General features: G+C 61.9%; 18 protein-coding genes. 7 read left to right on the top strand and 11 right to left on the bottom strand.

Translation table 11 applies throughout. From position 1 onward, the window contains the following. Positions 1–194: 194 nt before the first annotated feature. The 3 genes from ACTQWD_RS00450 to ACTQWD_RS00440 all read right to left on the bottom strand — a co-directional run bounded on the left by ACTQWD_RS00450 (position 195) and on the right by ACTQWD_RS00440 (position 3,471). Entirely contained in the window at positions 195–896 is a 702-nt protein-coding gene (locus tag ACTQWD_RS00450) for a hypothetical protein (protein WP_441055405.1), read from the bottom strand. Then, positions 897–2,624, bottom strand: coding sequence for a dihydropteroate synthase (gene folP / locus ACTQWD_RS00445; RefSeq protein WP_441055406.1), 1,728 nt, complete (start codon positions 2,622–2,624; stop codon positions 897–899). 94 nt (positions 2,625–2,718) lie between these two features. Continuing rightward, complete coding sequence (locus ACTQWD_RS00440; RefSeq protein ID WP_441055408.1) at positions 2,719–3,471, bottom strand: NAD-dependent protein deacylase; 753 nt, start codon at positions 3,469–3,471, stop codon at positions 2,719–2,721. Between the two features lie 136 nt (positions 3,472–3,607). On the opposite strand from ACTQWD_RS00440, the gene ACTQWD_RS00435 reads away from it, so the two are divergent. Continuing rightward, positions 3,608–4,426: an exodeoxyribonuclease III gene (locus ACTQWD_RS00435; protein WP_441055410.1), complete on the top strand. Its 819-nt coding sequence runs from the start codon at positions 3,608–3,610 to the stop codon at positions 4,424–4,426. Positions 4,427–4,959: 533 nt separating this feature from the next. Here ACTQWD_RS00435 and ACTQWD_RS00430 read toward each other — a convergent pair. From ACTQWD_RS00430 to ACTQWD_RS00420, 3 genes are read right to left on the bottom strand one after another with little or no spacing between them, the layout of a single operon-like run. Next, entirely contained in the window at positions 4,960–5,673 is a 714-nt protein-coding gene (locus tag ACTQWD_RS00430) for a DUF6580 family putative transport protein (RefSeq protein ID WP_441055412.1), read from the bottom strand. A gap of 4 nt (positions 5,674–5,677) precedes the next feature. Further along, on the bottom strand, positions 5,678–7,321 hold the full coding sequence (locus tag ACTQWD_RS00425; RefSeq protein WP_441559002.1) for an ABC transporter ATP-binding protein: 1,644 nt from the start codon (positions 7,319–7,321) through the stop codon (positions 5,678–5,680). Further along, positions 7,321–8,199 carry an energy-coupling factor transporter transmembrane component T family protein gene (locus ACTQWD_RS00420; RefSeq protein WP_441055430.1) on the bottom strand — a complete coding sequence of 293 codons (879 nt, stop codon included), beginning with the start codon at positions 8,197–8,199 and terminating at the stop codon, positions 7,321–7,323. The genes ACTQWD_RS00425 and ACTQWD_RS00420 overlap by 1 nt, the downstream gene beginning before the upstream one ends. 205 nt (positions 8,200–8,404) lie before the next feature. On the opposite strand from ACTQWD_RS00420, the gene glmU reads away from it, so the two are divergent. From glmU to gltA, 6 genes are all read left to right on the top strand, one after another. After that, positions 8,405–9,817 carry a bifunctional UDP-N-acetylglucosamine diphosphorylase/glucosamine-1-phosphate N-acetyltransferase GlmU gene (gene glmU / locus ACTQWD_RS00415; protein WP_441559001.1) on the top strand — a complete coding sequence of 471 codons (1,413 nt, stop codon included), beginning with the start codon at positions 8,405–8,407 and terminating at the stop codon, positions 9,815–9,817. 193 nt (positions 9,818–10,010) lie between these two features. Further along, on the top strand, positions 10,011–10,997 hold the full coding sequence (locus ACTQWD_RS00410; protein ID WP_154516678.1) for a ribose-phosphate diphosphokinase: 987 nt from the start codon (positions 10,011–10,013) through the stop codon (positions 10,995–10,997). 455 nt (positions 10,998–11,452) lie between these two features. Then, entirely contained in the window at positions 11,453–12,580 is a 1,128-nt protein-coding gene (locus ACTQWD_RS00405; RefSeq protein ID WP_441554195.1) for a hypothetical protein, read from the top strand. 348 nt (positions 12,581–12,928) lie between these two features. Continuing rightward, a complete protein-coding gene (gene pth, locus ACTQWD_RS00400) occupies positions 12,929–13,558 on the top strand; it encodes an aminoacyl-tRNA hydrolase (RefSeq protein WP_427717993.1) in 630 nt (209 codons plus the stop codon). 359 nt (positions 13,559–13,917) lie between these two features. After that, positions 13,918–14,757, top strand: a complete 840-nt coding sequence (locus ACTQWD_RS00395) for a sulfide/dihydroorotate dehydrogenase-like FAD/NAD-binding protein (protein ID WP_006235793.1) — start codon at positions 13,918–13,920, stop codon at positions 14,755–14,757. After that, a complete protein-coding gene (gene gltA / locus ACTQWD_RS00390) occupies positions 14,748–16,157 on the top strand; it encodes an NADPH-dependent glutamate synthase (protein WP_427728860.1) in 1,410 nt (469 codons plus the stop codon). The genes ACTQWD_RS00395 and gltA overlap by 10 nt, the downstream gene beginning before the upstream one ends. 127 nt (positions 16,158–16,284) lie before the next feature. Here the strand turns inward: gltA and ACTQWD_RS00385 are convergent, their stop codons facing one another. The 5 genes from ACTQWD_RS00385 to ACTQWD_RS00365 form a co-directional block, all read right to left on the bottom strand. Next, the gene (locus ACTQWD_RS00385; protein ID WP_427717988.1) at positions 16,285–16,908 is read right to left on the bottom strand and encodes an AAA family ATPase; all 624 of its coding nucleotides are present in this window, start codon (positions 16,906–16,908) and stop codon (positions 16,285–16,287) included. 173 nt (positions 16,909–17,081) lie between these two features. Then, on the bottom strand, positions 17,082–17,720 hold the full coding sequence (locus ACTQWD_RS00380) for an amino acid ABC transporter permease (RefSeq protein WP_055285379.1): 639 nt from the start codon (positions 17,718–17,720) through the stop codon (positions 17,082–17,084). 3 nt (positions 17,721–17,723) lie between these two features. Next, positions 17,724–18,470: an amino acid ABC transporter permease gene (locus tag ACTQWD_RS00375; protein ID WP_441033137.1), complete on the bottom strand. Its 747-nt coding sequence runs from the start codon at positions 18,468–18,470 to the stop codon at positions 17,724–17,726. A 25-nt stretch (positions 18,471–18,495) separates the two neighbouring features. After that, the gene (locus ACTQWD_RS00370) at positions 18,496–19,371 is read right to left on the bottom strand and encodes a transporter substrate-binding domain-containing protein (RefSeq protein ID WP_427795601.1); all 876 of its coding nucleotides are present in this window, start codon (positions 19,369–19,371) and stop codon (positions 18,496–18,498) included. 8 nt (positions 19,372–19,379) lie between these two features. Further along, entirely contained in the window at positions 19,380–20,111 is a 732-nt protein-coding gene (locus ACTQWD_RS00365; RefSeq protein ID WP_055251548.1) for an amino acid ABC transporter ATP-binding protein, read from the bottom strand. Between the last annotated feature and the right edge of the window lie 116 nt (positions 20,112–20,227).

The raw sequence follows: 20,227 nt of genomic DNA, 5'->3' as shown, positions 1-20,227 counted from the left end.
CTATTGATGAGTTTCATCGGGGCCTCCTCGCAGTCTTTTATCGCTATTCCTCAAAAACGAAAATTTTTCAGTTTTGAGGAATAGGGCCGCGATGCCACCCTGTAGTCGTGCAAAGACCCTCCCCGGCAGAGGCAGTTCACTCTGCCGGGGAGGGTCTTGTTGTCATCGTTGTCTTTGAGCGCGGGCATCTCGCGTTACAGCCCGCGAATCCGTACGGCCTCGGGCGGAAACTCCTGCTCGCCGGCATCGGTCTTGATGGTCGCGCGACCCCAGATGTCCAGGCCCGCAAACACACCGACCGCAAGCGGCAAGCCGTTGGGCGACACCGCCGCAACCTGGCGGCCCAGCAGCGGCACCATGTCGAAGTACTCGCCCAGCACGGGAGCCAGCGGGCCGGCGGCGCCCTGCGGCGTGTTGGCGACAACCGCCCAGGCGTCCACGCGAGCCAGCACGGCGGTAGTCAGCGCTTCGACCAGCGCTTCATCGGTCACATCCACGCCAAGTTCGCCCAGCGCCGCGCGCTCAATATCCACCGTCACGGCACCGAACATGCCCGCGGCACCGGCGCCACCGTTGACGGCGACGCGTGCAAACGACGTCTCAAACGCGGGCGCGCCGTACACGATATCGCTCGGCCACTGAATGCCCACCTTGCCGGCAAGGCCCAGCCCCGGCGTCGATGCCGTTCCCGCAAGCGCGTCCATCATGCCCATCGCCGCCACAAACGGCAGGCCATGGAAGGCGTGCATATTCACATCCGGGCGCACGACCAGCGAAAATGCCAACGATGTGTCGCCGGCACTCCAGGCGCACCAACCCGCGGGCACACCCTCGCGACCCGCGTCGCGCGCGGCGTCAAGCTCGGCACCGACGGTTACAGCGTTCATCTCAATCATCTACATACGCCCCAATTCGCCCACGATATGGCCCACGCGATCCTCGGGCTCCTTGACCTCGACGCCGTTGTAGCGGAAGAACCGCGCCGGGTCGTGCATCAGGTCCTCGAGCGGCACCAGCACAAAGTCGCGTTCGCCAATGAGCGGATGCGGCAGGCGCAGCTTTTTGCCGCCGTGGATCTCGCCATCCATCCACAGCAGGTCCAGGTCGATGGTGCGCGGGCCGTTGACCTTGGCCCTCTTGGATCGGTCGCGCCCCAGCTCGGCCTCGATCTTCATAAGCTCGTCGAGCAGCACCAGCGGCGCCAGCTCGGTCTTGATCTCGATGACAGCGTTGGCAAACGCGTCCTGGCGCGTCTCGTAGGCCGGCTCGCTCTCGTAGATGCGCGAGCAGTTGGACACACAGGTGAGCGGAATCTCGGCGATCATGTCGCGCGCGGCGCGGATGTTGTCGCAACGATGCCCCAGGTTGGAGCCCACGGCCACAAACGCGCGACGCGGCTGCGGCTTGGCAACAGCCCAGTAGCCGTTCAGGAACTGCGCAAAGCCGGTGACATCGTGCACGCGCACGATGTTGGCACCGGCCTGGATAGCGCCCAGGCACACGCCAAATGTGGCGGCATCGCGCTCGGCGGCCTCGGTCACGCCCGAGACGGCGCCCACAAAGCGCTTGCGCGACACGGCGCACATGAGCGGATAGCCCAGCGACGCCATCTTGGCGGTCTCGCGCTGGATGACGATGTCTTCGTTGGCCGTCTTGCCAAAACCCGGACCCGGATCGATGCAGATACGGTCGCGTGACACGCCGGCGTGGATGAGCGCGCGGGCCTGATCGGACAGAAAGCCCATGACGCGGCGCATGATGGGCGCCGAATCGGGCAGGGTAAAGCGGCGAAGCTGCGAGGTGGGCACATAAGCCTCCTCGCGGCGGGCGCTGCGGCGCATCATGGCGGCCAAGTGATCGCTGGGCTCCGGCGCGGGCTCAGGGGTCGCGGCGGCCTCGGCGGCAGGGGCAGCCTGCTCGGCGGCCGGCGTCTCCTGCTTCTGCTCGCCCGTTGGCTCGGGCGCTGGCTCCGGATCGCCAAACGGCAGCGAGGGCTGCACCACGCCACCCGGCAGTTTGGCCTCCGTCTTGGGCTCGCCCAGCAGCTTGCCACGACGACGGCGGGCGGGCTTCTCGGCCTCGCGCGCGGCCTCGGCAGCCGCCTCGCGCGCCTTCTCGGCAACAAACGCCGCGGCAGAGGTATCGAGCTGCACCGTTGCATGCGTGCGAGCGGGCGCGGCGACCTCGCCGGCGTGCATCACGATGACGCCGCAGGTGCTCGTCGCGACAAACTCGACCATCTTGGGGTCGGTGAATCCCGTCACGTCGTTGACGATCGAGGCGCCGCAGCGCACGGCCGCCTTGGCAACCGCCACGTGACGTGTGTCGATCGAGACGATGGCGCCCTCTTTGGCCAACGCACGCACAACGGGCAGCACGCGGCGAGCCTCCTCGTCGGGGTTGACCGGGGTAAAACCGGGGCGCGTGGACTCGCCGCCCACGTCGATGATGTCGGCACCGGCGTCGAGCATCGCCAGGCCGTACTCGATGGCGGCATCCGGGTCGAAATGCTCCCCGCCGTCGCTAAACGAATCGGGCGTCACGTTGAGGACGCCCATGATGCGCGGACGGTCAAAGCTGAGCTCGTACTTTCCGCACCGCCATGTCTTGCTGTCGTTCGCCATGAACATCCTCCTAAAATGCCCGCGCCGCCACGCTCGGGCGCAGGCGGCGGGGTCGCTTTGCAATCAGTCTTTCTATTGTATCCGCGCGCGCGGGCTAGAACGCAAACGCGGCAGCGATGTCGCAAGAAATCAGCAGGTCGGCATTTGCATCCTGATCGGTGGGAGCACGATTGCATATGGCCAGCGTATCGCCGGTAAAGTATCGCGTAAGACCCGCCGCCGGATACACCACGAGCGAGGTCCCGCCCACAATGAGGGCATCGGCCGCGGCAATGGCGGCAACGGCGTCGGTCAGCACATGCTCGTCGAGCGGCTCCTCGTAGAGCACCACATCGGGCTTAATGCGCCCGCCGCACGCGGGGCACACGGGCACACCCGCGGCGTCCTCGTGCCCGCGGGCGCAAATCCACTCGGCGCTATAGACCGCGCCGCACGACTGGCAAATGTTGCGATGGACCGATCCGTGCAGCTCGAACACGCGCTGCGAGCCCGCCATCTGATGCAGGCCGTCGATGTTTTGCGTCACCACGGCATTTAGTTTGCCGGCACGCTCCAGCTCGGCCAGTTTGGTGTGGCAGCGGTTGGGCTTGGCGCCAAGTGAGATCATCTTGGTGCGGTAGAAGTCGAAGAACTCGGCCGGATGCGCCTCGTAAAAGCTATGCGAGAGCATGGTCTCGGGAGGGTAGGCAAACTGTTGGTGATATAGGCCGTCCACGCTGCGGAAATCGGGGATGCCACTCGCCGTGGAAACACCGGCGCCGCCAAAGAAGACCACACGCTTGTGGGTACCAAACAGCTCCGCCAGTGCGGCGGAGGCCCGCTTGGGATCCGATATCGCCTGCGTCATATGAGTCCTCCGTCCTTGTTGGTCGGGCAGCGTCGGGCGACATCCCAGCATGCGGCCTTTGAGTCAGCACGCGCGGAGCCCACCACCGCCCCTTTTGCGCTAATCTTAAGCCTGCAAACCCCGTCGAAAGGACACCATGCCTCAGACTTACACTTTCGCCTCGTGGAACGTCAACGGTCTGCGCGCCGTGCTCAAAAAGGACCCGAGCTTTATCCAGATCGCACAGGAGCTCAATGTCGATATCCTGGCGCTGCAAGAGACCAAGCTGCAGGAGGGCCAGGCCGATATCGACCTGCCCGGTTATCACCAAACCTGGAGCTACGCCGAGCGTAAAGGCTATTCGGGCACTGCGGTCTTTAGCCGCCAGGAACCGCTGCGCGTGCTGCGCGCCGATGCGCTGCTGCCTTACGCCGGCGAGGGCGCGGCAGCCGAGCTCGTGGCGCAGGCCGCGACCGAGGGCCGCGTCTGCGCGCTCGAGTTCGACAAGTTTTGGTTTGTGGACGTCTATACGCCCAACGCCCAAAATGAGCTCGCGCGCATCGATGTGCGCATGGCCTGGGACGATGCCTATCGCGGCTTTTTGAGCGCGCTTGAGCGCGAGACCGGCAAGCCCGTGGTGACCTGCGGCGACTTTAACGTGGCGCACGAGGAGATCGACCTTAAGAACCCCAAGTCCAACCGCGGCAACGCAGGCTTTTCGGACGAGGAGCGCGGTAAGTTTACCGAGCTGCTCGATGCCGGGTTTACCGATACCTGGCGCGCGGCAAATCCCGACGTCGAGGGCGTCTACAGCTGGTGGAGCTACCGCTTTAATGCCCGCAAGAACAACGCGGGCTGGCGCATCGACTACTTCCTGGTGAGCGACACCATCGCCGGCAACGTGCGCGACACCGGCATCCGCGGCGACATCTTTGGCAGCGACCACTGCCCCGTCACTCTCACCCTAGAGCTCTAGCCCCAGCCGACCCCTCGGGGACGAAGCAAAACGGATCATTTTCACCTCGCGAGGGAATCCACGCGGCACACCCGCCACGAAACTGCCCATCTACTACGTTTAAGCCACTACCATCAACCACGGCGAACAACGCAAAAAGAAAACCGCAGGTAGAAAGCCTGCGGTTTTCATAAAACGCGGTCATGGTCGAGGGTATCAAGCTAAACGTAGTAGATGGGCTAGTTTCGTGGCAAGCGCCGTCAACTGATTCCCTGGGGACGTCTGGGGGCGGAAGAAAACGGATCGATTTGGCTCTCTGAGGGCCACGACGCGCGTCATATCAGCCGGCCATTTTAAAACTATGCCGGTTTACGGGGCTAAATCGCAAATCCCCAACCAAACGCAATTCAAGCAAAATAAAACCGCAGGTAGACGGATCGTCTATTTTCGAAAAAAGCCGGTATGGTCTGCCTGTGCCAATCTAGCCCCGTAAACCGGCATAGTTTTAAAATGGCACTTCAACAGTATTGATTCTCGCCCCGGCGCAACCGCCACTACAGCCCGTATTTCACGACGACACGGTTAATGCGACGACACCAAGGTTTGTAGAGAGCGGCCAAGAACACGCAGGTCGCAAGGCCGTGTGTGATATCGAACGGTACCGCCGTGGCAAGACGCGCCACGGCGCCCGCCCACGTGAGCGGTTGCACAAAACCGATGATGTCGTAGGCGTTAATCACGGCGCCATAGAGCAGGCCCGACGCAAAGCCGTACGCCATCAGCGCTGGCATGCGCACGGTGCCGTCGGCGCGGTCGAACGCACCCGTATACGCCAGCGCACCGCCAACGTATCCCACGAGCCCCCAAGCATACATCTGCCACGGCGTCCACATGCCCTGTCCAAAAAAGAAATTGCTGGTCAGCGCCGCCAGCGCACCGACCATAAAGCCGTTACGACGACCGAGCGTCGCCCCGGCGATAATGGCGATGGCGCTCACGGGTTTAAAGTCGGGAATGGGGCCAAACAAGATACGCCCCGCCGCGGCCAACGCCGCCAGAACCAGCGTGGGCATAATCTGGCGCAGGCCCGGTCGCGACGCCTCGTAGCCCGCAAAGAACAGCGCGAGCACCAGCGCCACCACGACAAGCATGGCAAGCGCCGCCTGCTCAACGCCTGCCAGCAACGCCGCGGCCATTACCGCTGGCACCGCCAGCAGCAGTGGGATCTCCAGTTTTGCGAGTAGGCGCAAGACGCGATAATCCGCCATCCCATCACGCCCTATAAAACACATTGTCGGCAAAAAAGTCGGCGGGCGGCTCCATGCAGGCAATCTCACCGTCGAACATCATGGCAATGTCATCGGCAACCTGCTCGGCAAAACCCAGATCGTGCGTTGCCATGATGACGGTACCGCCGGCCTCCGCATGGTCGCGCAGGGCGCGGGCGATGATGCGACGGCTGGCCAGGTCCAGACCCTTGGTGGGCTCATCGAGCAATAGCAGCTCGGGGCCGATCAACAGCAGCTTTGCCAACGCAAGCAGCTGGCGCTGCCCGCCCGAAAGATCGTACGGATGGCGCCCATCCAAGCCGGACAATCCCAGACTCGTCGCGCGCTCTCGCGCCATAGCCTCGTCATATCCGCAGGTCGAAGCCCATTCCATCAGCTCCTCGCGCACCGTCTCGGCAACCAGCAGCGCCTTGGGATTCTGAGGCAGCAATGCCGCCGAGGCCGCCCCACGCTCCATATGCCCACGCTGCAACTTAACCGTCTTGGCCAGCACCGAAAGCATTGTCGACTTACCGCAGCCGTTACCGCCCACAACAGCATGCACCGCGCCTGCCGAAAACGACGCATCGAGCCCGCGCAGCACCCAGCCGGACGCTCGATCGTAGCGAAACCAGCCCCCTGCCAGGGTGGTAGCCGACCCAGCGTGCATTTTTGGGAGTATTCGGCATCCACCGGCGCACGATGGCGCCCCCGAGTCGTCTTGCGACAGGATTTGCGCCTCAAATTCAGCCGTTTTGTCCGATTTCGGTCTTTTTTTTGCGCCCGGAGCGCCCACGCGCGGGTCCAAATAGCCCGGCCGGCCACTGGCGCTGCTGAAAACTCCGTTTTTTGCACGCCGCGAGCCACCCCACCCTGGCACCTCGCCAGAAAACAGCTCTTCGCGATGCCCCAAGGAGGCGATGTCAGCGACCTCGCATACGCGCCCGCCCTCAATCCGATACGCGCACGTCGCGTATTCGAGCATCGGGCGCGGCTGGTGCGTTGCCACAACAACCGTGCAGCCCAGCTCGCGATTCACGCGAAACAGCGCATGCAGAAAATTTTTCTCGGCAACGGGATCCAATTGGGACGTGGGCTCGTCGAGCAGCAGCACGCGAGGGCGCAACGCCAGCACGGCTGCAAGCGACAGCAGCTGCTTGCGTCCGCCCGAAAGCGCATCGGTATCGCGGTGGAGCCAATCCTCCACCCCAAAGAAATAACTGGTCTCAGCCACGCGACGGCGCATCTCGTCGCGCGACATGCCTAAGTTTTCCAGGCCAAACGCCATCTCGTGCCACACGGTTTCGCACACAATCTGGTTCTCGGGGTCCTGAAACACATAGCCCACGCGCTCCGCGGACGCGCGAACGTCCATGTCGGCAACGCTTTCGCCCAGCATGCGCAGCTCGCCGGAGCATTCGCCCGCCGGCGAAATCTCGGGCTTGAGCAACGAGAGTAATGTCGACTTGCCCGACCCGGTACCACCGACAAGCAACGCAAACGTCCCTTGGGGAACACGCCAATCGAGCCCCTCGAACACCGGCACTTCGGCCCCGGGGTAGGCAAAGCGCAGGCCCCGCACTTCAATCGCCGGCATATCCGAGCCGCACACCGCGTCCGCCATGATGCTCCCGTCCAACCGAGCCATCAGCCAAACCTCTTCTCGTCAATCGCATGCAGCACGCAGGGCAGCGCCATCCAGGTCGCGTATACAACATAGCCAGGCCACGGCGCTGGCACCGAAAGCTGCGGGTAAAACGAATACTGCATCGTCGCGGTCCACGCCACTGCCGCCGTGGCCACGCCAAACAGCGCAAGCCCAACCAGCGCGGCAACGTCGCCGCGCGCCAGCCGATACCGCGCGTACGTCGTGCGACGCGCCGCGGCGCCCCACCCACGGGAGCGCATGGCGTCCGCACGCTCCAGCGAATCTTCCATGCCCCAGCCCATCAACACGCTCGATGCCCGTAGGCGCGAACGCACGGGGTCGGCCGGCGCGCGGCCCGGCACTTCAATCGCATCCTGCACCGCCAGCACCGTGCGACCGCGACGCAAAAACTGCGGGATAAGCCGCATACACATCGAGATCATGAGCGCGATCACCGGCGCGGTGTTACCCAAAAGCGCAAGCACCCTGTCGTAGCTAAGCATCGACGCCGCGGCCTCAAACCACAGCACGCTCGCCACAAACAGCCCGCCCATGCACAGGCCGTATACCATGCTCTCCAGATACACCGCACGCATGCCAATACGGAACAGTTCCGTCGAGCCCGAAGCGCTAAATAACGGGTTGAGCACCGCGATAATCAAAATCACCGGCAGCTGCCAGCGAAGCGCCCCCAACGTGCGTGCGACGCCGCGCGTCGCAAACCCATACGCCAGCCCGCCCGCAAGCGACAGCGCAAGCAGCACCGGTTGCATCGAGAACATGGTGAGCCCCAGCGTCAGCACCATGTAGAGCGCCGGCACCGCCGGATGCGACATCGAGAATGCCGCGACGGGCTCGTTGCCCGATTCCTCTCGCATGATATCCACGGACACCCCCATCCCCTCGCTCAAACGCCAACGCCGCAGTGCCGCCGCCATGCACAACCAGCGCAAACGTCACGCCGGCGGCACCGACATCAGCCGCCATGCGCCAATCGTTACGCGCTCATCATATGCCTGCGGTATCATATTGCGCCGTGTATCGTTTCCAAACACACGTCTCTATAACGTAACAGGAGATCACATGGACGCAACCGCAATTATCCTCGCCGCCGGCGAGGGCACCCGCATGAAGTCGAACCACTGCAAGGTTTCGCACAAGATCCTGGGCAAGCCCATGGTCCAGTGGATCGTCGACGCCACCATCAAGGCCGGCTGCAGCCGCGTCGTGGTCGTCATCGGCAGCCACGCCGACGAGATGCGCGCCCTTATCGACGGCGCCTACGCCAACAGCGCCACCAAGGTCGAGTGCGTCGAACAGACCGAGCGCCTGGGCACCGGCCACGCCGTAAAGGTCGCGCTCGAGGCATGCGGCATCATGCAAGGCCCCGTCGTCGTGCTCAACGGCGACCTGCCGCTCATCACCGCCGACACCGTCGCCAAGTTCGCGCAGACCGTCGCCGGCGGCGAGCTCGCCTGCACCGTCATGACCATGACCCCGCCCGATCCCTTTGGCTACGGCCGCATCAAGCTGGGCGCCGACGGCCAGATCGAGCGCATCATCGAGCAGAAGGACTGCACGCCCGAGCAGGCCGCCACGCTGCTCGAGTGCAACGCCGGCTGCTACGCCTTCGACGGCGCGCAGCTCGCAGCCCACATCAGCGAGATCGGCAACGACAACGCGCAGTCCGAGTACTACCTGCCCGACATGCTCGAGATTCTCAAGGGCCACGGCCAGGCAGTCTCCATCTTCCACTGCGACGACTACCGCGACGGCCTGGGCGTCAACAGCCGCATCCAGCTCGCGCAACTCACCGCTATCGCGCGCGACCGCATCAACGAGCACTGGATGGCCGAGGGCGTTACCTTCATCGACCCCACGCAGGCCTGGATCGGCCCCGACGCCGTCATCGGCCGCGACACCGTCGTGTGGCCGCAGACGCACCTGATCGGCCACGTCACCGTGGGCGAAGAGTGCCAGCTCGGCCCCAACAGCCGCCTCACCGACACCACCGTTGGCAGCGGCTGCACCATCGATGAGACCATCGCCATCGAGGCTGTCATCGAGAACGGTGTCGACTGCGGCCCGCGCGCCTACCTGCGCCCGGGCACCCACATGCTCGATGGCTCCAAGGCCGGCACACACGTGGAAATCAAGAAGTCCACGATCGGCGAGGGCTCCAAGGTGCCGCACCTGTCCTACATCGGCGACACCACCATGGGTTCCGGCGTCAACGTGGGCGCGGGCTCCATCACCTGCAACTACGACGGCGTGCACAAGCACAAGACCGTCATCGGCAAGGATGCCTTCATCGGTTCCGATACCATGATGGTCGCGCCCGCCCAGATCGGCGACGGCGCGCTCGTGGCCGCCGGCTCCGTCATCACCGAGCCGGTCCCGGCTGACGCACTCGGCCTGGGCCGCGCCCGTCAGCTAAATATTGAGGGCTGGGCCGCCGATTATCGCCGCCGTCTGCACGAGGACGACGAGGTATAACGTTTTACCAAACATCTAAGGAGCTGTTCCCATGGGGATGGCTCCTTTTTCTATGCTGACCTGCGCGACCGGATGAGTGGTCGGTTCGTGTCCGTTGACGGTAAAGACGTTATCAAGACCCGATAAACCCCGCCGCGCGGTTACAATGCAACAAGGCATCTATATGGCATTCGATATATAAAGGAGAAGGGTAATGCCGATTAATGATCCCGAGAAGTCGGAGAATATGCGCAAGTCCATCCGCGTGTATTCCGGTTCCTCCAACCGTCCCCTCGCTCAGAAGATCGCTGAGTACCTTGGGGTCGAGCTTTCGGGCCTTACGCTAAAGCAGTTCGCCAACGGTGAGATTTACGCCCGCTACGACGAGACCGTCCGCGGCGCCGACGTCTTCCTGATTCAGTCCGTGGCCGGCGGCAACGTCAACGACATGCTCATGGAGCTTCTCATCGCCACCGACGCTGCCAAGCGCGCATCCGCCCGCTCCATCACCGCCGTCATCACCCACTACGGCTATGCCCGCCAGGACCGCAAGGCCGGCCCGCGCGAGCCCATCACCGCCCGCCTCGTCGCCAACCTGCTCGAGCGCGCTGGCGTCAACCGCATCATCACCCTCGACCTGCATCAGGGCCAGATTCAGGGTTTCTTCGATATCCCGGTTAACCACCTATCTGCACTGCCGCTGTTTGGCCAGTACTACAACGACATGCACTTCGACACCGACAACCTGGTCGTCGTCTCCCCCGACGTGGGTCGCGCCAAAGCTGCCAAGAAGCTCTCCGACATGCTCGGCTGCAGCCTCGCCATCGCCCACAAGGGCCGTCCGCGCCACAACGCCGCCGAGGTCATGGGCATCATCGGTGACATCAAGGGCAAGACCTGCATCATCAATGACGACATGATCGACACCGCTGGCACCCTGTGCGCCAACGTCAAGGAGCTCAAGGCCATGGGTGCCGGCGACATCTACGTGTGCGCCACCCACGGCATCTTCTCGGGCCCGGCCATCGAGCGCCTGAACGACGCCCCCATCGTCGAGTGCCTCGTCACCGATGCCATCCCCGTCGAGGTTGGCGGCAAGATCAAGACTATCTCGGTCGCCGAGGAGTTCGCCGAGGCCATCTCTGCCGTTTACCACGAGGAGCCCGTCTCCACGCTCGTCGGCGGCGACTTCGCGCTGTAATCCAGCGCGCAGCGCATCATCTTTGGTGTTTTTAAAGGGTCGGAGGCTCGCTTCCGACCCTTTTTTCTGCCCCTCGACAACCCGCCTTGGACAGTTAGTTCAGATTTGTATTAATGTGGCATTCGTTTGGGCCATTTAATGCGTCGAAAACTCTCTTGCCGGCATAATTCCGCTCGATTCCTCCACCTATGGATCTCTTCACCATGCCATTGGCCCCATTTTGCCCACCGAGTCCCTCAACAACGGCAATACACCCCGGTCGCCTTGTACAAATCTGAACTAACTGTCCAGCACCCATCTCAGTAGATGCCTCCAAGGCCAACCCATCACTCCATTCTCCACTTTTCCAAGGCATTCCGTATGATGTCGTTACCGCCCGCGGCGCGCGACGCCCCTTTGAGCGAAAACAACGGCACGGCCATATCATTTCGCCAACGGCTTAGTACCTTATAGCTATGACAACCGTAATTTCACACCTCTCCGCCCTTCGCGCAATTCGCCGCGCTCGACGGGCGTACTCCGCCCTTCCCTGGGACGCCATCGATGACGAGCAACAGACACAAGCCCTCGTAGGTTGCGTTCCCAACAAGGACGCCATAGACTTTGCGGCCCTTGCAATACTTGACGCCTGGAGCGAAGACGACTCCGAGCGTCTAGACCTCTTTGTTGCGAGCGGCAGCAACAGACGGCCCGACGGACGGCTCCTCCAGCACACCATCACCGCCCCTCTCCCCCAGGGCGCGATCATGCACATCGAAGCCGACATCTACGCAACGTCTCCCGCCATGACGGCCATGCTTTGTTCCAAAAATGAATCGGTTGCCAAAACCTTGATGCTTCTCATGGAACTGCTCGGAACCTACTCACTTCCGCCCGAAGCAACTTACCCCATCGCCTACGACGACACGTGGCCCGAGGCCAACAGCTTCGAAACGATGGACGATCTCGATTGCCAGGGTGATCAACCGACACCCGAAAAGCAATCCGAAACCCGCTACGAACAGGCACACTACAAATGCGAGCCCGCCACAACCATCGAAGAGCTCGAGGCGGTCGCACGGTTTGCCAAAAGTAGTTCCTACGCCTCGTTTCGCACAGCTATCAAACTCGCCCGGGCCGGATCCGCATCCCCAGCGGAATCATTGATGTTCGCCGTCCTGGGCGCACCCATGCGCTTTGGCGGATTCGGGTGTTGCAGCCTGCCCATGGGAGGCCTGCTGCTCAACTATCGAGTCGATTTCGACACCCTTGCGATCAACATGTCCTCGGGCATCCCTTACGCCATCTGCGACTTATATTGTCCAGCCGCCGGAGTCGACAACGAATACAACGGAATTGGACATGAGCTTCAAAACGCTCGCATCCACGATGGCAATCGCAACAATGGCCTTAAGGCCATGGGTATCCACGTCCTGGTTATCAATCGCGACCAAATGAAGGACCTTGTTGCACTCGAAGCCTTCGCCCAGACGATGCATCGACTTGCGGGAGTTCGATTCCGCTACCGCATCAAGGGTTATCGCAAGCGTCAGGCCGCCTGGCTCAACACCCTGCGGGCCGGAATCGGCCTCGCGCCGGTCTAAAAGACTTTTACCCAGTGTTACCGAGCATGGCTGGACAGTTAGTTCAGATTTGTATAAACAGACGGCTAATGTCGAGGTGGTTTGCCGCCATCCCGGCGCCAATCACCTCATTTGAAGACTCAAAAGATCTGAAATAGCACAAATTGTGCTCCCCAAAGCGCCGTGACAATTCCGTGGCCCCGATTTTGGCAGTCAAAGATCTCTTGGTTTATACAAATCTGAACTAACTGTCCATCCCGGCTTCTGACGACTTTCCAAACGCCCTCATGCAGCCTCAATCACCCTCCATTTGACAGCAGCAACGGGGTCGCTCACCATAGCAGGCGACAAATCGATGAAAGGAAGCACATGGCAGCTGCACAGCCGCTTAAGATTCGCATGGTTGCCGGACTTGGCAACCCTGGCGATGAGTATGCCGAGACCCGCCACAACGCAGGCTTTAAGGCGATCGACGAGCTGGCGCGTCAGGCCGGCGTCACGTACTGGAAAAACCAGGCCGGCGCCGAGGTCGCGCTCATCAACATCAACGATCCAGAGGAAGAGGGCGGCAAGCGCCAGATTGTGCTGGTCAAGCCGCAGTCGTACATGAACACCTCGGGCGGCCCCATCTCCAAGCTTTGCCGCGAGTACAAAATCAAGGCCGAAGAGCTGCTCGTAATCCACGATGAGCTCGACATTCCCGCCGGCGACGTGCGCGTCAAGGTGGGCGGCGGCCACGCCGGCCACAACGGCCTGCGTTCCATCATCGACAAGATGGGCAGCCGCGACTTTAGCCGCATCCGCACCGGCATCGGCAACCCTCCCGGCAAGATGGCTGTCGCCGACTACGTGCTCAAGCAGCTGCGCGCCCGCGAGGCCGAGGACTTCCAGGACACCTGCGCCCGCGCCGCCGACGCCGCCGGCCTGGCGATTGTGCACGGCGTAATCTATGCCCGCGACCACGTCAACGGCTCCGCCTCTGCCAACGGCAAGCACTAAAACCTACCAAAAAGGGATGTTTATTATGGCAGGTTTTATATGCGAAAACGCCGCAGCGGCCGCATCGCAATAAACCCTGTGCCGCCATACATACCCAACGCCCTAAAAGGGGTCGGCCTCACCGATGTGCAAGGCCGGCCCCTTTTGTCGTTTTATCTGATAAAACCCGCCAAAATAAACCTGTCTCTTTGTGCTAGATCACTTTTCCCGCCTGCCAAAGATACACGCAAGCAACATGTCCATGAGGGTATAATTTGCACCGTATGTCTGCACAACGCCTGTGCGCGTACGGTTTTATTCGGGCTGCCGTCCATTTCCGTGGAGGCACGGTTCGGTTGCCCTAACAAGAGAGGGGTTCTATGTATAAGATCCTGGAGAAGACGCAGTTCTCGGAGAAGGTGTTCAAGTTCCGCATCGAGGCGCCTGCAATCGCCAAGCATGCGCACGCTGGACAGTTCCTCATGGTCCGCGCCAACGAGACGGGCGAGCGTGTCCCGTTTACTCTGGCCGGCTGGAACGGTGACGAGGGCTGGGTCGAGTTCATCTTCATGGTGATCGGCAAGACCACCGAGATGCTTTCCACCTACGAGGCCGGCGAGTCGCTGCGCGACGTCGTGGGCCCGCTGGGCGTTCCCACCGAGATGGCCGAGGGCCCCTGCGCCGTCATTGGCGGCGGCGTCGGCCTGGCAATTGCCTTCCCGGTCGCCAAGCACCTGGTCGAGACCGGCCACGAGGTGCACGCCATCATGGGCGCTCGCACCAAGGACCTCCTGCTCATGGAGGACCAGTTCCGCGAGCTCCTCGACGAGGACCACATCCACATCACCACCGACGACGGTTCCTACGGCGAGCAGGGCGTTGTCACCGCTCCGCTGGAGCGCCTGCTGCAGGACAAGGCCGTGAGCCAGGTCTTCTGCGTCGGCCCCGTTCCGATGATGAAGTTCTCGACCCTCACCGCCCAGAAGTACGACACCCCCATCACCGCGTCGCTCAACCCCATCATGGTTGACGGCACCGGTATGTGCGGCTGCTGCCGCGTCGAGGTGGGTGGCGTGACCAAGTTCGCTTGCGTCGACGGCCCCGACTTCGATGCCACCCTGGTCGACTGGGATGACCTTCGTGCCCGCCAGGCCGCTTACCGTTCCGAAGAGGGCGAGTCCCTCAAGGCCTATGAGGAAAAGAGCTGCGCATGCCACTAGTTAACGGTCGTTTCGTTGCCGATATGAAGTCGCCCCGCACCCCCGATAACGAGGAGCCGGCCGCCGAGCGCGCCTGCGACTTCCGTCCCGTCGACAAGGGCTTCACCGAGGAGATGGCGCTGGCCGAGGCCGAGCGCTGCCTCAACTGCAAGAAGCCGTTCTGCGTCGAGGGCTGCCCCGTCAACATCAACATTCCCCGCTTTATCGAGCAAATCCGCGAGAAGGACTTTGGCGGCGCCCTCGATACCATCCGCGAGGACTCCATGCTTCCCGCCATCTGCGGCCGCGTCTGCCCGCAGGAGAACCAGTGTGAGGGCAAGTGCATCCGTGGTAAGAAGTCCGAGCCCGTGGCCATCGGCCAGCTCGAGCGCTTCCTGGGTGACCGCCCCGAGCTCGCTTCCACGCCCAAGATGGCTCCCAAGAACGGCAAGAAGGTCGCCGTCGTCGGCTCCGGCCCGTCCGGCATCACCTGCGCCGGCGAGCTCGCCCGTAACGGCTTTGACGTCACCGTCTTTGAGGCCTTCTTTACCGGCGGCGGCGTGCTGGTCTATGGCATCCCCGAGTTCCGTCTGCCCAAGGCAGTCGTCAAGCGCGAGATTGACGGTCTGGAGGACATGGGCGTCAAGTTTGAGTACAACTCCGTCGTGGGCAACATGGCCACGGCCGATGAGCTGTTCGAGCAGGGCTTCGACGCCATCTACGTGGCGACCGGCGCTGGCCTGCCCAAGTTCCTCAACGTCCCCGGCGAGAACCTACCCAACGTCTTCTTCGCTAACGAGTACCTCACCCGCGTGAACCTGATGAAGGCCAACAAGTTCCCCGAGTACGACACCCCCACCAAGCACGGCAAGAACGTCGTCGTCTTTGGCGGCGGCAACGTGGCTATGGACGCTGTCCGTACCGCCAAGCGCCTGGGCGCCGAGCACGCCATCATCGCCTACCGTCGTACCGAGGACGAGATGCCCTGCCGCCGCGCCGAGCTGCACCATGCCAAGGCCGAAGGCGTCGAGGTTCTGCCGCTCGTCTCCCCGCTCGAGTTTGTCGCTGGCGAGGACGGCTCCGTGTGCGCCGTCAAGGTCCAGAAGATGGAGCTCGGCGAGCCTGACGAGTCCGGCCGTCGTCGCCCGGTGCCCATCGAGGGCGCCATCGAGGAGATTCCCTGCGACGTCGCGATCTCGGCTATCGGCACCAACGCCAACCCCTTCGCTGCCAAGATCGGCGGCAAGATGGAGCTCAACAAGTGGGGCTACATCGTCGCCGACGAGGAGACCGGCCAGACCACCGATCCCCGCATCTGGGCCGGCGGCGACATCGTTACCGGTGCCGCTACGGTCATTCTGGCGATGGGCGCCGGCAAGAAGGCCGCCGCTTCCATCACCAAGAGCCTGCTGGGTGAGTAATCACCTACAGCGCTGGCCACCAAACGGCAAAGTCCCCGTCGGGCACACGCCCGGCGGGGACTTTTTCTATGTCGGCCGCCCGATCACCATAAAGGTGCCTGTCCCCTTTGTGATGGCTTTTGGTCGGCTAGCCTTCGAGCTGAGCCACCTTGTAGCGGTAGGCAGCGGCTATGACGTCTTTGCAGCCCTCGCGACCCAGCTTGGCGCGGTTGACGACGATATCCTTGCCGCTCGTCATCTTCCACTTTCCGGCGCTGTAGCGCTTATAGAACGCCTCGCGTGCCTTCTGCTGCTGCTTGACCAGCTTGGCGCCCTTCTTTTTGTTGAGCCCACGCTTCTTGCGCACGATCTCGACGCGGTCCTCAAAGGGTGCGGTCACCAACACGGCAATGTGATTAGGGTTGTTACGCAGCAGGTAATCGGACAGGCGACCCTCGATAATGCAACTCTCGGTCTCGCCCAGGTCCAAAATCACCTGGCTCATCTTTTGGAACAACTTGTCCGAGTACGAACGCGCATCGTAGCGGTCGGGCAGAAACGCCATGTTTTCCACGGCCAGACGCTCGTCATAGGCGGCCATCTTATCGAGCGACTCACCCGCGCGCATCGACGCACGCACCAGCAGCTCGTTGTCGTACAGCGGAATTCCCAACTCGTTGGCAAGCATGCGGCCAATCTCGTGGCCCTCGGCGCCAAAGTCGCGCGCGATGGTAATGACCACAGGATTCTTCTTGTTCTCCAGATCGCTCATCGCGATTCCTTTCTCTATGTGACAAAGGGACAGTCCCTTTGTCACATTCATTTTGCCCCCACCTTCGTCCTGGTTTCCCAAGTGCGGCAGATTGCCCCGAAAGAGGAGCGCCGCGTACTAAATGTACGCAAGCGACGATTGAGGGGCAAGATGCCGTGCTTGGGGAAGCAGGACTATGCGGCCACAATGCGACGCTGATATGCCCTCACCAGCAGCGAGATACCAAAGTTGAGCACAAAGTACATCGCAAACACCAGGCCGTAGAGCATAAGCACCTGCGACAGGTCGATCGCGTGGGCCATCACGACGTTTGCCGTGTACATGAGCTCGGCCACGTTAATGCCCGAAAGATACGAGCTGTCCTTGATGACGGTCGTGCACTGGCTAAACAGCGCCGGAATGATCGTCTTAAACGTCTGCGGCAGAATGATATAGCGCATGGTGGCAAAGAAGCCGAAGCCCTGGCTCTGCGCCGCCTCAAACTGGCCGCGCGGAATCGAGTTGAGGCCGCCACGCACAATCTCGGCCATAACAGCGCTGGTAAACAGCGTAAAGGCGATGGTCGAAATCACAATGTCCAAACCCTGCACCGTAAAGTAGATAAACAGGATCCACAGCAAGTTTGGCGTGCAACGGAACAGCTCGATATAGGCGCTCACCAAAATACGGAATGGACGGGGCGCGTAGCTTTTAACGAGCGCCAGCACCGTGCCAAAGATGAGCGAGAAAAAGATCGACAGCGCCGAGATCTCGATCGTCTTAACAAAGCCGCCCCAAATGTAGAGCAGGTTGGTCGCGTTGAAGATTTCCATGCGCTAGGCCTCCTCTACGTTGTCGAGCCCCAGCTCGGCCAGGCTCATGCCGCGCGGGCGCTCCTTGGAGCGGCGCTCGAGCCATTGCACCAGCATGGCGAGCGGAAAGCAGATGATGAAATACATAAGGCAGCAGACGATGTATCCCTGCAGGTAACCGTACAAACTCACAAAGTTATCGGAACGGTACATAAGGTCGCCGCCGGCCACAAGCGCCAGCACCGACGTGTTTTTGACCAGGTTGAGTGCCTGGTTACACAGAGGCGGCAGAATGATCTTGAACGTCTGGGGCAGCACGATGTAGCAGTATGCCTGCGCACGGGTGAAGCCCTGGCTCTGGGCCGCCTCCATCTGGCCACGCGGAACGGCCTCGATACCGGTACGGATGACCTCCGAAATGTAGGCAGCGTGATACAGGCCCACGCCCAAGAAGCCCAGCACAAACGGCGCGATACGCACCGGCTGGTCGGCACCGGTTATGGCCTGCAAAAACTGCGGACCGGCCATGTACATAAAGAGCACCTGCACGGGCAGCGGGGTGTTCTGGTAAAACTCCACGTACACGCGGCTTATGGCGCGCAGAACGCGAGAACGAGTGGTAGAGAACACGCCCAGCAGCGTGCCCAACACCAGCGACAGCAGCAGGCCGGCAACGACCACCTGCATCGTCACGCCAAAGCCCTCCCAGAAGGGCCCCATGTTTTGGAATGTCGTCGACCAGCGGTCGGCGTCAAACAATCCTTCGAGCATTTGATTCCTTCCTTGGACGATGCGCCTATACAAGACCCCAGGTCTTGACCTCTTGGTCGAGCCAGCCGTCGGCCAGGCGATCGCATATCACCTGATCGACCACGGCCGAAAGATCGCAGCCCTTCTTGGTCGCCACGCCGTAGCCCTGCTCGCCAAACTTGACCTCGGGTTGCAGCAGCTCGACGGTCTCGTTCATGTAACCGGCCAGCGTGGAGCGGTCCATGGCAAAGACGTCGATATTGCCGGCATCGAGCGAACTCTTAATGATGGGGTAGCCGCTAAAGGCCCTAAACTCGGGCTCGCAGCTAAAGCCGTTGTCCTTGATCATCTGCTCGATCAGGCCCTGCGTGGTGGCACCCTGGCTCACGCCAATGACCTTGCCGTCCAGGTCCTCAATCGAGGTAAAGCCCGAACGCTTCTTGACCATGAGTCCCACGTAGTCGGTGCGGTACGGCGTCGAGAAATCCCAGCTCTTCTTGCGCTCGTCGGTGATGGTGTAGGTCGCCGCGACCACGTCGAGCTGGCCGTTATCGATCAGTGGGCCGCGCGTCTTGGGCGTTACGTCGGTAAACTCGACAAGCTCCTGGGCACGGGCCTCCTTGTAGCTCACGCCAAAGACGGCAGCGGCGATCTGGTAGCACAAATCGACCTCCATGCCCTCAAAGCGGCCCTTGGCGGTGTCGTAATAGCCGTAGCCAGGAACGTCCTTCTTAACGCCGGCATTCAGATGGCCACGCGACTTGATGGCCGCAAGCTTAGACCCCTTGTCGGAGCCCTCGCCGCCGGTGGAGTTGTCGCAACCGGTAAGCGCGGTCCCCGTCAGCGCGAGCATACCGGCGCCCGCCAGCTGCAAAAAGTGGCGGCGCGACACGGCCGCCCTCGTCATATCCGTCATGTCCATCACCGCGCCTAGTGCAGAATCTTGGACAAAAACTCGCGGCAGCGCGGGTTCTCGGGGTTATCGAAGAAGTGCTCGGGTGTGCCCTCCTCTAGGATGCGGCCGTCCTCCATAAAGATGACGCGGTCGGCCACCTGGCGCGCAAAGCCCATCTCGTGCGTCACGCAGATCATGGTGATATCCTCCTGCGCGAGCTCAATCATAACGTCCAGGACTTCCTGGACCATCTCGGGGTCGAGCGCCGAGGTCGGCTCGTCAAACAGGATGATGGGCTGCTTGGTGCACAGGGCACGGGCAATGGCGATGCGCTGCTGCTGACCGCCCGAGAGGTTCTGCGGATACTCGCCGGCCTTATGCGCCATGCCGACGCGCTTGAGCGCGGCGATGGCGATCTCGGTCGCCTCCTCCTTACTCTTCTTTTGCAGCTTGATGGGCGCGAGCGTCAGGTTGCCCAGCACCGTCATGTTGGGATATAGGTTGAACTGCTGAAACACCATGGAGCTGTACTTGCGAGCCATCTCCAGATGATTCTTCTTGGTGAGCGGCGTACCGTCGATGATGACCTCGCCCGACGTGGGCTCCTCCAGATAATCGACGCAACGGATGAGCGTGGACTTGCCCGAGCCGGAAGGCCCGATCATTACGAGCTTCTCGCCGCGCTTGACGGTGAGGTTGATATCTTTGAGCACATGCAGGTCGCCAAAGTACTTGTTGAGATGCTTGATCTCGATCATGTCTGCCATGAATATCCCTTCCCTGCGCTTACACGAATTGCTCTATTTTACGGAAAGAACCACGTTTCCGCAGCCCACACTACATTCCCGTAAAGAACCCGCAACCTTTAACCCACTCATTGGGG

Source organism: Collinsella sp. LCP19S3_B6 (assembly GCF_052121815.1).
Lineage (GTDB): Bacteria > Actinomycetota > Coriobacteriia > Coriobacteriales > Coriobacteriaceae > Collinsella.
The sequence above is the reverse complement of the archived record's forward strand: the minus strand, read 5'-3'. Positions and strand labels throughout refer to the sequence as shown.

Coding starts and splice junctions, on each gene's coding strand:
- ACTQWD_RS00450 (WP_441055405.1), bottom strand. CDS start 896: ATGATTGAGATGAACGCTGTAACCGTCGGTGCCGAGCTTGACGCCGCG.
- folP (WP_441055406.1), bottom strand. CDS start 2,624: ATGGCGAACGACAGCAAGACATGGCGGTGCGGAAAGTACGAGCTCAGC.
- ACTQWD_RS00440 (WP_441055408.1), bottom strand. CDS start 3,471: ATGACGCAGGCGATATCGGATCCCAAGCGGGCCTCCGCCGCACTGGCG.
- ACTQWD_RS00435 (WP_441055410.1), top strand. CDS start 3,608: ATGCCTCAGACTTACACTTTCGCCTCGTGGAACGTCAACGGTCTGCGC.
- ACTQWD_RS00430 (WP_441055412.1), bottom strand. CDS start 5,673: ATGGCGGATTATCGCGTCTTGCGCCTACTCGCAAAACTGGAGATCCCA.
- ACTQWD_RS00425 (WP_441559002.1), bottom strand. CDS start 7,321: ATGGCTCGGTTGGACGGGAGCATCATGGCGGACGCGGTGTGCGGCTCG.
- ACTQWD_RS00420 (WP_441055430.1), bottom strand. CDS start 8,199: ATGCGAGAGGAATCGGGCAACGAGCCCGTCGCGGCATTCTCGATGTCG.
- glmU (WP_441559001.1), top strand. CDS start 8,405: ATGGACGCAACCGCAATTATCCTCGCCGCCGGCGAGGGCACCCGCATG.
- ACTQWD_RS00410 (WP_154516678.1), top strand. CDS start 10,011: ATGCCGATTAATGATCCCGAGAAGTCGGAGAATATGCGCAAGTCCATC.
- ACTQWD_RS00405 (WP_441554195.1), top strand. CDS start 11,453: ATGACAACCGTAATTTCACACCTCTCCGCCCTTCGCGCAATTCGCCGC.
- pth (WP_427717993.1), top strand. CDS start 12,929: ATGGCAGCTGCACAGCCGCTTAAGATTCGCATGGTTGCCGGACTTGGC.
- ACTQWD_RS00395 (WP_006235793.1), top strand. CDS start 13,918: ATGTATAAGATCCTGGAGAAGACGCAGTTCTCGGAGAAGGTGTTCAAG.
- gltA (WP_427728860.1), top strand. CDS start 14,748: ATGCCACTAGTTAACGGTCGTTTCGTTGCCGATATGAAGTCGCCCCGC.
- ACTQWD_RS00385 (WP_427717988.1), bottom strand. CDS start 16,908: ATGAGCGATCTGGAGAACAAGAAGAATCCTGTGGTCATTACCATCGCG.
- ACTQWD_RS00380 (WP_055285379.1), bottom strand. CDS start 17,720: ATGGAAATCTTCAACGCGACCAACCTGCTCTACATTTGGGGCGGCTTT.
- ACTQWD_RS00375 (WP_441033137.1), bottom strand. CDS start 18,470: ATGCTCGAAGGATTGTTTGACGCCGACCGCTGGTCGACGACATTCCAA.
- ACTQWD_RS00370 (WP_427795601.1), bottom strand. CDS start 19,371: ATGGACATGACGGATATGACGAGGGCGGCCGTGTCGCGCCGCCACTTT.
- ACTQWD_RS00365 (WP_055251548.1), bottom strand. CDS start 20,111: ATGGCAGACATGATCGAGATCAAGCATCTCAACAAGTACTTTGGCGAC.